This is a genomic window from bacterium, from assembly GCA_035380285.1.
Lineage (GTDB): Bacteria > Auribacterota > Erginobacteria > Erginobacterales > DAOSXE01 > DAOSXE01.
This window is the reverse complement of the sequence record DAOSXE010000001.1, coordinates 25,152-39,265: the sequence shown is the minus strand read 5'-3', so window position 1 is coordinate 39,265 and position 14,114 is coordinate 25,152. Positions and strand designations below refer to the sequence as shown.

The window sequence follows — 14,114 nt, the reverse complement described above, 5'->3', positions numbered from 1 at the left end:
GAGGAGGGAATATCCGGAGCGCCGGAACGGCCCCGAAACTCCGGAAATATTCGGTAGGGCCGCCCTCAGGAAGGCGGGACCCTGAGCTTGTCCAGCATCTCCTTCTGCTCGGGGGTGGGATGTTTGGGAACGGTGACGTTGACCGCGACCAGAAGGTCCCCCCGCCCCTTTCCGCCGGGGATCGGCGCCCCGCGCCCCTTGAGCCTGAGAACGGTCCCCGGCTGGGTTCCGGGGGGAACGGTCATCTGTACCGGGCCCGCGGGCGTCGTTACCGGAACCTTCCCTCCCAGGACGGCCGTGGGGAAATCGATACTGACCGAAGCGCGGAGGTCGTCCCCGGTCCGGCGGTAGCGGCTGTCCGGCAGAAGCAGGACATGAATGATGATATCTCCGGGGGGGCCGCCGGCCGCGCCGGGGTCGCCCTGGCCGGGCAGCCTGATGATCTGGCGGTCCCGGACCCCGGCGGGGATCTTCACCGAAAATTTCCGGGTAGCCTGCACGGATCCGGTGCCGGAGCATTCCGGGCACGGTTTGGAGATTATCTCCCCCCGGCCGTAACAGCGGGGACACGGCCGCGCCACCGCGATATTCCCCTGGGGGATGACCACTCTCCCTCTACCCCCGCATTCGGGGCAGACCTCGGGCCGGGTCCCGGCGGCGGCGGCGCTGCCCCCACAGGAGGGGCAGGTCTCGTTCCTTTTGACCGTGAGTCTGACTTTTCCTCCCTTGAGGGCCTTATCCAGGGGAAGGGTCACTTGGGCGCTGATGTCGTGGCCGCGTTCGGGGACATGAGCCCGTTCCTGGCGGATATGGCCGCCGAGATCCATGAACTGGCTGAAAATATCCCCGAGCCCCCCCAGCCCTCCCAGATCGGCGTAGGTGTATCCCCCGGTCCCTCCTCGTTCGGAAGCACCCCCGAAGAGGTCCTCGAAATTCACTCCCGAACCGGAAAAATCGAAGCCCCCCGGCCTGAAACCCTGAGAAAAAGCGGCCTGCATCTGATCGTATTGGCGGCGTTTTTTCTCGTCCCCCAGAATCTCGTACGCTTCGGAAACTTCCTTGAACTTTTCCTCCGCGGCCGGGTCGCCGGGGTGGGTGTCGGGATGGCAGCTTTTGGCCAGTTTACGATACGCCTTCTTGATCTGATCCGGGGTGGCGCCTTTATCCACGCCCAGGACGGCGTAGTAGTTCTTACCGTTCATCCGCTTTCGTCGACCTTTCCCATCTGGCCCCGCAGCCGCCCTTCCAGTTCGGCGCGATCGAGCGGCAACGACAGCCTGATTTTTTCCAGATCCTCCATTCCCGGAGGGAGCGTTCCCGCCAGAAGCAGCGCGCCCCCAGATTCCACCAGCCGCCGCATGGAACGAACAGCTTCCTCGATCCGGCCGTGCTCCAAGCCCGAAATATCAACCAGAACCACCTGCGGGTTTTCCCCGGCGACCTTGCGCGAACCTTCTTCCACACTGGACGCGGCCACGACCCGGTAGCCGATCCGGCCGAGCAGGTTCTTGGCTTGGAATCTGGTTTCATAGTCGGCCGCCGCCGCCAGGGCCAGAGGCAGATCCTCCTCTTTTCCCCGGTCCGCCCGTTCCATACGGGGGGCGGGGAAATATATCGAAAACGTGGTCCCCTCGCCTTCGCGGGATTTGACGTCCAGGTAGCCCCGGTGGTCCTGGACGATTCCCGCCACCACCGCCAATCCCAATCCGGAACCGGATTGCCCCATCTCCTTCTTGGAGAAAAACGCCTCGAAGAGATGCCCCAGGTGCTCCTCGGACATTCCCTTGCCTTCGTCGGCGACCGTCAGAACCACGTACGTCCCCCGGGGAATCTGCTGATACCCCTTGACCGGAAACTCCAATTCCCTCTGCGTAGTGGAGACGGTCACCCTCCCCTGCTCGACCGCCTCGAACGCGTTTCTGACCAGGTTCATGACGGCGTTGTTCAACTGAGCGGGAACCCCCTCCAGTTCGGGGATGCCGGGATCGAGATCGACGATCAGCTTCACTCCTGGAAACCGATCCTTGAGTACCGACGCTTCCGGGGAAGCGACGAACTTGTCGATCACGTTGTTCAAGTTGTAAGACACCGGCTCGAAGCGGCCGCGGCGCGCCAGGGCCAGGAAATTGAGAATAACCTCCAGCGTCTTACGCGCGGAATCCCTGACTTTGGTCAGCGGTTGCCGAAGGTCCGAATCCGGGGGCAGAGATTGCAGGATGTAATCGGGGTAGCCGATGACCGGATTGATGATGTTCTTGATGTCGTGGGCCACGCCCCCGGCGATCAGGCCCAGTTCCTCCATGAGCGCGGCCTGCTGCAGGCGCCCCCGGAGACGGTCGTTTTCCGCCTCCAGCTGCCGGAGTTCGGTGACTTCGATGCCTACGAGAAGGATGTCCGGACTGAGTCCACCCTGCGGAATTGGCAGATGCCGCTCGGCGAACACTACTTTCCGGGCGCCGGCGGGGGTGGCGATCGTCGCTTCCAGGCCGGGAGTAACCGCTCCGGAAAGATGCCCGTCCAAATATTGCCGAAACGCCGGGCGTTCCTCGGAATCGACCAGCTCGGCGGCGTCGCCGCCTTCGACCGTTCCCGCCCGGGTGCCGAGAAGATTGGCCAGCGTACGGCTGATGCGTCCCACCGTTCCCTGCCGAGAGACCTGGATCGAAATCAGGGGCGAATAATCCAGGATATATTCCAGGAACGGCGCCGGAGCGGAGACGGGCGGCATCGGGGGGGGCTGGGGCTCGACCGCCGGGGGGGCCGGAGAAGCCGAACGAGCGCCCCTTCCGGATCCCGCCAGGGTAAAGGCGGCCATAAGGATCAGAAGCGCGGACGCCACCAGCGCCAACCGGGCCAGGATAAACAGCCAGGTCTGCGGCTCGGGAAGGGGCGTAGGTTCGCCGCTGATATTCGAGACGACCAGGTGAAGAATCAAGCAGGCGGCCGCGGAGAGGGCGAAAATGAAGGCGGGTCCGTCCTTCTCCTGAACCACGTTCCCGGCAACCGGGTTTCGGCTTCGTTTCATTCCCATTTCAGAGTATTACCCGCACCGCGGGATCGGCCTGAAGGCGTTCGTAAATTTCGCTACGCTCCGCTTCCGTCCCCACATCGAGTTCCAGGTAACAGGAACAGTACTTGCCCCCGGAACTGCGGCGCCCGGGAGAGAGGAAACATTCTCTCCCCCCGGCGGCGGCGCGGGCCGCGCGGCAAAGCGTATCCCGGTTTTCCCCGATGAGAGTGTAACCCCATCGACAGGGGTATTCAATATCCCCGACCGACCTTTCCGGGGTCATCGTTTCTCCCTTTTCGGTTGGCGTCCGGGAACCGGCGCGTCCGGACCCCTGAACCTCATTAAATAAATATTTTACTTCACTTTCCCCGATCGTTCACCTCAAATATCCGACCGACTCATTTTGTAATTTATATGATTTTCCTGGCACTTATTGACATCGGGTAGCATAATTTGCCAACGGTTGTGTTTTCTTCCCGGAAACGACCGGAGCGGAAGGCGATCCGTCGACCGGGAGTCAACTCTACGGGGAAGACGGCTTATGGAAGAAGAAATAATGACTATCGAAGAAGTCGCCCGGCTCTTACGGGTCTCCGAACGGACCGTGTACGACTGGGCGCAAAGAGGGGACATCCCCGCCGGCAAGCTGGGGAATTCATGGCGCTTCAAGCGGTCCAGGATCAACCAATGGCTGGACGAAAAACTGGCGGCGGGAAAGCCCCCCCCGGCCTACCCGGTCGATCTGAGCACCATACTCAACCCGGCTCGGATCCTGATCATCGACGTCTCCGGGAAAAAAGAAGCCCTGGACCTGCTGATCGACGCCATCGTCGACACCACGGACATCAAGGACCGCGCGGCGCTGGCCGAAGGGATCTTCCACCGGGAAGAACTGATGAGCACCGGAATCGGCGGCGGGATCGGAATTCCCCATGTCCGGATTCCCTCGGTTACCAAATTGGTCATGGCCATGGGCGTCAATAAGCGCGATATTCCCGACTATACTTCGCTCGACTCCACGCCGGTCCGGATCATCTGCATGATCGCGGCCGGAAAAAACCAACACTCCGATTATCTGCAGACCCTGGCCGCGCTCGGCGCCAGACTCAGGCGCCGGGATTTCCGCGAGCGGATCCTGACCGCGGAATCCTCCGAGGAAATCTATCGGATTGTGGCCGAAGAAGACGTTTCATGAGTATTTTCGATCTCGACATCCTGGCTCTGCTCGGAATCGGGGCTTTCGGCGGCATCCTGGGAGCGAGGCTTTTCCAGCTGTTGCGGATTCCCCAGGTCGTCGGATACATCGCCATCGGGGTCCTGATCGGGAAGAGCGGAATAGGGCTGATCAACGACGACTCCATCGCCACCCTGGGAACCTTCAACCTCTTCGCCCTGGGCTTGATCGGTTTTCTGGTGGGCGGCGAACTTCACGGGGCCACCTTCCGGAAATACGGCCGGCAGTTCTCCGCGATTCTCGTCGGGGAAGGCATGGGGGCGTTTCTCCTGGTCGGCATTCCGGTGACGCTTCTCTGCTGGCATTTCCTCGGGAACCTGCCCCTGGCCGTGGCTTCGGGTATCGTTTTCGGGTCCATCTCCTCGGCCACCGACCCGGCCTCGACCATCGACGTTCTCTGGGAATACCGATCCCGGGGGATACTGACCACCTCTCTGGTGGCGATCGTGGCTCTCGACGACGCCCTGGCCATGACCTTATACGGATTCGGAACCTCGATCGCCTCGATTCTCACCGGCGGGGAGGTCTCGCTGCAGGCGGTGGCGGGGCGGATCGCGGTCGAGCTGTTCGGGGCGATCGCCCTGGGGGTGGGGATGGGCTTTTTCCTCAACCCCCTGCTCCGCTGGCTGAGAAGGAAGGAGCAGACCCTGGTGTTGGCCCTGGCCATCCTGCTCCTGGTCATCGGCATTTCCTCGGTATCGGGGATGGACATCATCCTGGCCACCATGGCCCTGGGAGTGACGCTGACCAACCTCGCCCCCCGCCGCAGCGAAGAGTTGTTTTCCCTGATCCAAATGCTCTCCAAACCGATCTATGTCATCTTTTTCGTCCTGGTCGGAGCGCGGCTCGGGATCGGGGAGATGCCCGGATGGTTCTGGCTGGTTATCGCCGTGTACGTAGTCGCCCGCAGCTTGGGCAAGCTCTACGGCGCGAGGCTGGGGGGATACGTTTCTCAGGCTCCACCCACGGTCACGCGGTACTGCGGCTACGGTCTCTTCGCCCAGGGCGGGGTGGCGGTGGGTCTTTCGATCATGGCCGCCCACCATTTGGGCGAGATCCCCGCCGGAGAAGGCCTCAGCCTGGGCGATATGATCATCTCCGCGGTCACGGCCACGACCCTGATCGTCCAGGTCATCGGGCCTTCCATGGTCAAATTCGCGATTCGCGCGGCGGACGAGGCCGGGCGCGACATCACCCAGGATGACGTTATCGCGGAGATGACCGCCGGAAAGGCCATGGACCGCGATGCCCCCACCATCGTCGAACACGACAGCATCAATCGAGTCGTCCAGGAATTCACCACCCATGCCGCCACGTCGCTTCCCGTCACCGACCGCGCGGGGAAAATCGTGGGCCTGATCACCCTCGAGGGGTTGAAAGAGGTGATGGGGAGCCATGAATGCTGGGATTGGCTCCTCGCGGGCGACGTGATGCTGCCGGTAACCGAAGTCGTGACGGTGGACACCCCTCTCAAGGAAGCCATGGAGTTGATGGACCAGCTTCATTTCGACCGCCTGGCGGTAGTGGAAGACCGCCGGAGCATGAAAGCCGCCGGAATACTCGACAGCACCAGACTGCGGATACTTATTTCCGGGGAAGTGCTGCGGCGTCAGCAGGGGGCGATGCTGCCGGCTCCGGAACCGGCGGAAGCCGGCTGAACGACGGACCGGATCAGGGAGCGAGGGCGATCGCACCGGCTCCCTGCTCTCCCGGCGCGAAAAAGGGGATATCCGGCTCCTTGGGAAAACCGGGCGGGGGAGGCTCGAAGAGGGGGGGCGCTCCGTTTCCGGCGGCGGCGGCCGCCGCCGCGGCCCGGGCCAGCCACTGGCTCGAAGGATATTCGCGGCGCAGGGGCTCCAGGATCGCTTGGGCTGACGCCGGATCTCCCTGGTCGAGCCGCAGCAGCGCCAGGTAATAGCGGGCGCGGGGGCTGCGAGGAGAGAGGAGGAGTGCCCGCCGGTAATAACGCGCGGCCGCCGCCGGATCGCCGCTCTGAGCTTCCATAAGCCCGAGTTCGCAGAGCGCCGGTATCCAGAGCGGATTCCCCGCCAGAGCCAGGCGGTAATGCCGACGAGCCGGCTCGATGCGCCCTTGCCGGCGGGAGAGAGAAGCGTACAGCGAGTGAAGCAGCCAACCGGGACTCTCCCGTACCGCCGGAGCCAGCACCGCTTCGGCCTGGGAATAACGTTCCATCCGCATGAGCGCCTGGCTCAGGTTGGTGATCACGGCCAGGCCGACACCCGGAGCCGGGAGCGGCGTTTCCCGAAAAAGCTCCAGCGCGCGGTACAACTCGCGCGAGGCCGGTTCCGGGCAACCTCGCTCGTAAAGCACTTCCCCGTAATGAGCCCGGGCCGGGAGCGACCCCGGCGAAACGCGGGCCGCGCGGCTCCACAGGGCCAGGGAGTCCCGCCAGTAAAAACCGGAGAGGAACGTGTATATTCCCAGAACTGCGACGGCCGTACCCGCCGCCGCCACCGCCCCCCGGCGCGGATGCCGACCCAGAAAAACCGTGGCCGCGAACCCGGCCAGGGCCACGCCCGGAACGTAGGCGTAGCGAGCGGCGGCGGTCACCAGGCCGGTCGGGAAAATCCCGCAGAAGGGGAAGATCGCCCCCAGGTAAAAGACGAGCCACGCCAACGGCGCCGGATTTTTCCCGTGGAGTCGGAACGCGAAAACGAGAAGGCCGCTGAAGAGCGCCGCCGCCGCGATCAACGCCGCCCCCTCGATCGGGGGAATCGGAAACGACGAAGAGATTCTCCAGGGGAAGATCAGGAGATAGGGGTATAGGACTATTCCCTCCGCTCCCCAGATCAAACGGGAGCCCAGGCCGGCTGAGCCCCATCCGGCCAAGGCGCCTCCCCGGCTCTGGCCGTACAAAGCGAGCAACCCCGTGACAGCGGCGAGCGCGGCCAGGGGCGCGAGTCCGGCCGCGAGGCGCCGGGGAGAGAGCCGCCGGCCCGGCAACAGTTCCAGGGCGGCCAGGGCGACGGGAATCGTGGCCGCGACCGGTTTGGACAGAAGCGCGAGCACCGTGAAAAGGAGGGTCCGCCGATACCAGCCGGGACGTAGGCGTCGGTTGCCCAGCCACGAAAGCAGGGCCAGAAGATAGAAGAAACCGCACAACAACCCCTTACGGTCGCTGATCCAAGCCACGCTCTCCAGCCGCAGCGGATGAACCGCCCAGAACAATGCGCCTAAACACGCCGCAGCCGGCGGGATCGGCGGCGAAGCCGCCGTACGGAACAGACGGTATACGGCCAAGGCGGCGGCGGCGTGCAGGAGAAGATTCCCCAGCCGGTACCCGACCGGGTTGAGCCCCCAGAAACGGTAATCGAAGGCGTAGCTGAACCAGGTGAGGGGTTTGAAATCCCCGACCCGGTAGTTGGTGAAGCTCCAGGCGACGAACCCGCGGTCGAGAGAACGAACCGGAGGGCAATAGACCACATTGCGATCGTCGTCCCAGTTGAGAAACCTTCCCGTGACGGTCGGAGAAAAAACCGCAAAGACCGCCGACGCGAGGACGACGGCAACGATGGCATCCCGTTGAAGCGCCGTTATCATCCTTCTTCCGCCTTCCGCCGGGCGAGCGCACCGAGGCCTCCCCGCATTTTCCCGAAACGGGGACGAACCCCGGGGACCGATCACCCCAGGGAAAACTCGATCCGATCCCCTTGGGGATCGAAATCGGCCACAATCTTCGCTCCCTCTGCAAACTCCCCCTCCAGTATCTTCATGGCCAGGGGATTTTCGAGCTGGCGCTGGATGACCCGCTTGAGGGGCCGGGCGCCGTAGGCCGGATCGTAGCCGGTGCGGGCAAGATATTCCCTGGCCTTCTCGGTGACCGAAATCTCCATTTTCCGGTCGCTCAGCCTTTTTCGGAGTTCCTCGACCTGGAGATCCACGATGGCCTTGATCTGTTCCAGGTCGAGACCGTTGAAGATGATGACCTCGTCCACCCGATTGAGAAACTCGGGGCGGAAATGCGCCCTCAAGATCTCCAGCACCTTCTCCCTCATCTTTTCCCGGTCGGCTCCGGCGTATTCCTGAATCACGGGCGATCCGATATTCGAGGTCATGATCAGGACCGTGTTCTTGAAATTGACCACCCGGCCCTGCCCGTCGGTAAGACGGCCGTCGTCGAGAACCTGGAGCAGGGCGTTAAAGACCTCGGGGTGGGCCTTTTCTATCTCATCGAGCAGGACCACGGTATAGGGATGACGCCGGACCGCCTCGGTCAGCTGCCCTCCTTCCTCGTAGCCGACGTAACCGGGAGGAGCGCCTATCAGTCTCGAAACCGTGTGTTTCTCCTGATATTCGGACATATCGAGCCGCACCATGGACCGTTCGTCGTCGAAGAGGAACTCGGCCAGGGCTTTCGCCAGCTCGGTTTTCCCCACCCCGGTGGGACCCAGAAAAATGAACGAACCCACCGGCTTGTCCGGATCGGACATCCCCACCCGGCCCCGACGGATGGCGTCCGAAACCGCCCGGACGGCTTCATCCTGCCCGACCACCCTCTGGTGGAGGCGATCTTCCATCTTGATCAGCTTCTCGGTCTCTCCCTCGAGGAGGCTGTGAACCGGAATCCCCGTCCAGGCGGCGATGACATGGGCGATATCGTTCTCGGTGACTTCCTCTTTCAGCATCCGCCGGTCTTTCTGAAGGGATGCCAACTCTTCGCGGCTTTCCTGCAGTTTCTTGCCGATTTCGATTTTTTCACCGTACTTGAGCTGGGCGGCTTTCTCGAAATCGCCGGCCCGTTCCGCCCGTTCTTCCTCGCTCTTGAGGGAATCCAGCCGTTCCAGAAGGGTGCGTATCCCGTCCAGCGCCTTTTTTTCGTTCTGCCAATGGGCCTTGAGCCCGGCGCTCTTTTCCTTGAGGTTGGAAAGTTGCTCGTCGAGTTTCTTCAAACGTTCCTTGCTGGATGGGTCTTTCTCCTTTTTCAGCGCCTGTTTCTCTATCTCCAGCTGCATGAGCCGTCGCTCGACTTCGTCGATTTCGACGGGCATGGAATCGATTTCGATCTTGAGCCGGGAAGCCGCCTCGTCGACCAGATCGATCGCCTTGTCCGGGAGGAACCGGTCGGCGATATAGCGGTTGGCCAGGGTCGCGGCAGCCACCAGGGCAGGATCGGTTATCCTCACTCCGTGGTGAGCCTCGTAACGTTCCTTCAGTCCCCGGAGGATGGCTATGGTCGCCTCCACCGAAGGCTCCCCCACCAGGACCGGCTGAAAGCGCCGTTCCAGGGCGGCGTCCTTTTCCACGTACTTGCGGTACTCGTTGAGCGTGGTCGAACCGATGCAGCGCAGTTCTCCCCGCGCCAGGGCGGGCTTGAGCATGTTGGAAGCGTCCATCGCCCCTTCCGCCGCGCCCGCGCCCACGATGGTGTGCATCTCGTCGATGAAAAGCACGATCTCCCCATCGGACTCGCCGATCTCCTTTAACACCGCCTTGAGGCGGTCTTCGAATTCGCCCCGGTATTTGGCGCCGGCGATCAAGGCTCCGATATCCAGGGCCAACAGCCGCTTGTTCTTCAAACCTTCGGGAACGTCTCCGGCCACGATTCTCTGGGCCAGGCCCTCGGCAATGGCGGTTTTCCCGACTCCCGGTTCGCCGATCAGCACGGGGTTGTTCTTGGTGCGGCGGGACAGGACCTGGACCACGCGGCGGATCTCCTCGTCCCGGCCGATGACGGGATCGAGCTTTCCCTTTCGGGCGAGGTCGGTGAGATCCCGGGCGAACCGGGTCAAGGCCTGATATTTCTCCTCCGGGTTCTGGTCGACCACCCGCTGGCTCCCACGAATTTCTCTCAATGCTTCCAGGACGGACTCCCTGGTCACCCCCCGTTCCCGCAAAAGCTTCCCGGCCCCGGCGTCGGACTCGGCCAGGGCCAGAAGGATGTGCTCGACGCTTAAATATTCGTCTTTAAGGGCTTTGGCTTCTTTCCAGGCCTGGTTTAGAACGGCGTTCAACTCCCCGGAGAGATACGGGGCCCGCGGCGCTCCCCCGTAAACCTTGGGGATCTTTTCGATATCTTCGCCCAGCGCTTCGGCGATCGAGGGAAGATTGACGGCCAACTTCTGAAATATCGGACGGGTGATCCCCTCCTGGTCCTCGAGCAGGGCGAGGAGAAGGTGGGCGGGGGATATCTCCTGCTGGTCCCGATCCGATGCCAAAGTCTGCGCCGCTTGCAGCGCCTGTTGCGATTTCAAGGTAAATTTGGAGAAGTCCATTCCAATCCTCCCTTCCCTATTCGTTTTTTCCGGACGCGATCGCGCCGGCGCAGCGTTCAAGACTTTCGATTTCCCCGCGGGTCAGGTCCCTCCAGCCGCCCGGGCGGAGTCGTTCCAAACGGAGGGGGCCGACGGACGTCCTTTTCAGAACTTCGACCCGGTTCCCGACCGCTTCCACCATTCTCCGGACCTGGCGCTTCCGGCCTTCTCCGATGACGATTTCCAGCTTCCGGGGCCCGAGGCGACGGACCTTCGCCGCGGCGGGGGGGCGACCGTCCCCGATATCGACGCCCCCCCGCAGCCGCTCCACCTGGAGGGGGTCCGCCGCGCGGGCCAGAGAGACCCGATACGTTTTTTCCACCCGATGGCGCGGGTGGGTCATGAGGTGGCAGAAGGCGCCGTCGTTGGTCAGCAGCAGCAACCCTTCGGAATCGAGATCGAGCCGGCCGACCGGAAAAATTCTTTCGGGAACGGAACCGAGAAGTTCGGTCACCAGCGGACGCCCGTGCCCGTCGGCCAGAGAACAAATGTAGCCCGCCGGCTTATTGAGGACAATATAGCGTTTCCCCTCCGGAGCCGTCTCTTTCCCGTTCACCGTAACCCGGTCGCGCCCCGGAACGATGCGCGTGCCCAGGCGGGCGGCGACGGCGCCGTTGACCGCCACCCGGCCCGCGAGGATGAGCTCTTCCGAACGGCGGCGGGAAGAGATCCCGGCCCGGGCCAGGTAGGTCTGGAGACGAATGCTCCCGTTTTCGCTTCGGTTCTTCATACCGCCCGGGCCAGGGTCAGCACGTCCACTTGCGCGGCGCCGGCCGCCGCCAGGACCCCGGCACACTCCGAAAGGGTGGCGCCGGTGGTCATGACGTCGTCGATCAAAAGAACCCGGCGCCCCCGGACCGCTCGGGAACGGCGGACCGCGAAGGCACCCCGGACGTTTCCCGGCCGGGAGGAGCGCGGCAACAGGGCCTGGGTAGCGGTATCCCGGCGCCGGACCAGGGCCCGGGCCGCGACCGGCACTTTCAGGTCGCGGGCCAGGGCGGCGGCCAGAACCCGGGCTTGGTTGAAACCCCGTTCCTTCTCCCTCCGCCGGAAAAGAGGCACCGGGACGACGACGTCGACGCTCCCGGCCTCGTAAAAACGCCGGAACCCGTTTGCCAGCGTCCGACTCAAAGCCGGACCGAGCCAGAGGGCCGGACGATACTTGAAAGCTTTGACCCAGGCCTGGACGGCGCCGCGATAATACAGAACGGAGCGGGCCCGCCGAAACGGTCGCCTCGTTCCCCGGCAATCCCGGCAGAGGACCTCGACCCGGGCATCTCCCGGCACGGGAAGCCCGCAGACGCGGCAGAGCGGAGGCGCGATTTCCTCCACCTCTCCCCGGCAGGCGGAACAGAGGTAGTCCCCGTTGTCCCACTCCAGATCGGCGCCGCAACTCGCGCACTCCCGGGGGTACAACAGAACCCCGGCGCGTTTCAATACGTCCGACGGATTCATCGAAATCCTCCGGAAGCGATTATACCGGGGGAGAGACGACACGCCAAGCGGTTGTCGAAACGAGGCCCGAAGCAAAACGGGACGGCGCCCGCGGGCGCCGTCCCGTTTCATGCTCCGAATGAGCGGAAATTACATCATGCCGCCCATTCCGCCCATGCCCCCGGGGGGCATCATCGGCTTTTCTTCCTCCGGGATTTCGGTTACCAGACACTCGGTCGTCAGCATCAGGCTGGCGATACTCGAGGCGTTCTGCAGGGCCGTACGGGTGACTTTGGTAGGGTCGATCACCCCCGCCGCCATCAGGTCCTCGTAACGGTCGGTCCCGGCGTTGTAGCCGAAGTTGACGTCGGTCGAGTTTTTGACTTTCTCGACCACGATGGAACCCTCCTGCCCGGCATTGATGGCCAACTGGCGGGCGGGTTCTTCCAGGGACCTGCGGATCAGCTTGACCCCGATCTTCTCGTCCCCGGAAACCTTGACCTTTTCCAGTGCCTCGATGCAGCGCAGCAGGGCCACTCCGCCGCCGGGAACGATCCCTTCCTCGACCGCGGCCCGGGTGGCGTGGAGGGCGTCCTCGACCCGGGCTTTCTTTTCCTTCATCTCGGTCTCGGTAGCCGCCCCGACGTTGATGACCGCCACTCCGCCGGCCAGTTTGGCCAGCCGTTCCTGGAGTTTTTCCCGATCGTAGTCGCTGGTGGTGTCCTCGATCTGTTTCCGGATCTGATTGACCCGGCCCTGGATGTCGGACGACGAGCCCAAGCCCTCGATGATGGTGGTGTTCTCTTTTTCCACCACCACCCGTTTGGCCTGGCCCAGATCGTTGATTCCCACGTTTTCCAGCTTGATCCCGAGGTCTTCGGAAATCATCTTGCCGCCGGTGAGAATGGCGATATCTTCCATCATGGCTTTGCGGCGGTCGCCGAAACCGGGAGCCTTGACCGCGCAGACCTTCAAGGTTCCGCGGATCTTGTTCACCACCAGGGTGGCCAGGGCTTCGCCCTCGATGTCCTCCGCCACGATCAGGAAGGAGCGGCCGCTCTGGGCCACCTTTTCCAGCAGGGGCAGCATATCCTTGAGGCTGGAGATTTTCTTCTCATGGATGAGAATCAGGCAGTCCTCGAGGACGGCTTCCATGTTTTCGGCGTCGGTAATGAAGTAAGGAGAGAGGTAGCCCTTGTCGAACTGCATCCCCTCGACCACCTTCAGGTAGGTCTCGATGCCCTTGGCTTCCTCGACGGTGATGGTCCCGTCCTTGCCGACCTTGTCCATGGCTTCGGCGATCTTGCGGCCGATGGTGACGTCGTTGTTCGAGGATATGGTGGCGACGGCGGTGATCTGCTTGCTGTCGCTGACTTCCTTGCTGATATCCTGCAGTTTCTCCACCACGGCTTCGACGGCTTTTTCCACCCCGCGCTTGATCGCCATGGGGTTGGAACCGGCGGTCACGCTTTTCAGCCCTTCGCGGTAGATAACCTCGGCGAGGATGGTGGCGGTGGTGGTGCCGTCGCCGGCGTCGTCGCTGGTCTTGGAAGCGACTTCCCGCACCAGCTGGGCGCCCATGTTCTGGAACGGATCCTCCAGCTCGATTTCCTTGGCGACCGAAACTCCGTCCTTGGTGACGGTCGGCGATCCGAACTTCCGATCAAGAACGACGTTGCGGCCTTTCGGTCCCAGCGTCACCTTGACCGCCTGACTCAGTTGCTCCACCCCGGACAGGATAGCCTGACGGGCGGCGGAGTCGAACTTCAACTGTTTGGCTGTCATCTGTTCACTCCTTGAAATTGATGGTTGATCGATTAACCGACAATCGCCAGAACGTCGCCGGCGCTGACGATCTTGTAGGTCTTGTCGTCGTACTTGATCTCGGTTCCCCCGTATTTGGTGGTGAGAACCGTGTCGCCGACCTTCATCTCGAAGGGGATCGCCTTGCCGTCATCGTCTTTCTTGCCGGTTCCCAAGGCTATGACCTTCGCTTCCTGAGGCTTCTCCTTGGCCGTATCCGGGATAACGATGCCGCCCTTGATTACTTCCTTCTCCTCGATCGGTTCGACGAGGATGTTCTCACCCAGAGGCTTGATTTTCATGTTTCCTCCTTTCCTGGGTTGTGTTGCCATTGATCGCGCGGCCCCGGTTTGTTTCCCGG

11 protein-coding genes are annotated in these 14,114 nt (G+C 62.9%); 2 read left to right on the top strand and 9 right to left on the bottom strand.

The features are described from left to right. Positions 1 to 65 precede the first annotated feature (65 nt). Genes PLZ73_00170 through PLZ73_00160 form a run of 3 tightly spaced genes read right to left on the bottom strand, consistent with a single transcriptional unit; the run spans position 66 to position 3,293 of the window. Positions 66 to 1,202: a J domain-containing protein gene (locus PLZ73_00170; protein ID HOO76289.1), complete on the bottom strand. Its 1,137-nt coding sequence runs from the start codon at positions 1,200 to 1,202 to the stop codon at positions 66 to 68. After that, entirely contained in the window at positions 1,199 to 3,025 is a 1,827-nt protein-coding gene (locus PLZ73_00165) for an ATP-binding protein (GenBank protein ID HOO76288.1), read from the bottom strand. Before PLZ73_00165 ends, PLZ73_00170 begins: the two co-directional genes overlap by 4 nt. Positions 3,026 to 3,032: 7 nt before the next feature. Then, on the bottom strand, positions 3,033 to 3,293 hold the full coding sequence (locus PLZ73_00160) for a DUF493 domain-containing protein (GenBank protein ID HOO76287.1): 261 nt from the start codon (positions 3,291 to 3,293) through the stop codon (positions 3,033 to 3,035). 258 nt (positions 3,294 to 3,551) lie between these two features. Between PLZ73_00160 and PLZ73_00155 the strand changes: the two genes are divergently transcribed. Further along, entirely contained in the window at positions 3,552 to 4,205 is a 654-nt protein-coding gene (locus PLZ73_00155; protein ID HOO76286.1) for a PTS sugar transporter subunit IIA, read from the top strand. Continuing rightward, positions 4,202 to 5,902 (top strand): cation:proton antiporter, encoded by a 1,701-nt coding sequence (locus PLZ73_00150; protein HOO76285.1) that lies wholly within the window; start codon positions 4,202 to 4,204, stop codon positions 5,900 to 5,902. The genes PLZ73_00155 and PLZ73_00150 overlap by 4 nt, the downstream gene beginning before the upstream one ends. Positions 5,903 to 5,915: 13 nt before the next feature. Here the strand turns inward: PLZ73_00150 and PLZ73_00145 are convergent, their stop codons facing one another. The 6 genes from PLZ73_00145 to PLZ73_00120 form a co-directional block, all read right to left on the bottom strand. Then, positions 5,916 to 7,805, bottom strand: a complete 1,890-nt coding sequence (locus PLZ73_00145) for a tetratricopeptide repeat protein (GenBank protein HOO76284.1) — start codon at positions 7,803 to 7,805, stop codon at positions 5,916 to 5,918. An 80-nt stretch (positions 7,806 to 7,885) separates the two neighbouring features. Next, on the bottom strand, positions 7,886 to 10,477 hold the full coding sequence (clpB, locus tag PLZ73_00140) for an ATP-dependent chaperone ClpB (protein ID HOO76283.1): 2,592 nt from the start codon (positions 10,475 to 10,477) through the stop codon (positions 7,886 to 7,888). 16 nt (positions 10,478 to 10,493) lie between these two features. Continuing rightward, complete coding sequence (locus PLZ73_00135) at positions 10,494 to 11,246, bottom strand: pseudouridine synthase (GenBank protein HOO76282.1); 753 nt, start codon at positions 11,244 to 11,246, stop codon at positions 10,494 to 10,496. Further along, positions 11,243 to 11,971 (bottom strand): ComF family protein, encoded by a 729-nt coding sequence (locus PLZ73_00130; GenBank protein HOO76281.1) that lies wholly within the window; start codon positions 11,969 to 11,971, stop codon positions 11,243 to 11,245. The genes PLZ73_00135 and PLZ73_00130 overlap by 4 nt, the downstream gene beginning before the upstream one ends. Before the next feature lie 129 nt (positions 11,972 to 12,100). After that, positions 12,101 to 13,735: a chaperonin GroEL gene (gene groL, locus PLZ73_00125; protein ID HOO76280.1), complete on the bottom strand. Its 1,635-nt coding sequence runs from the start codon at positions 13,733 to 13,735 to the stop codon at positions 12,101 to 12,103. A 32-nt stretch (positions 13,736 to 13,767) separates the two neighbouring features. Continuing rightward, a complete protein-coding gene (locus PLZ73_00120) occupies positions 13,768 to 14,055 on the bottom strand; it encodes a co-chaperone GroES (protein HOO76279.1) in 288 nt (95 codons plus the stop codon). Between the last annotated feature and the right edge of the window lie 59 nt (positions 14,056 to 14,114).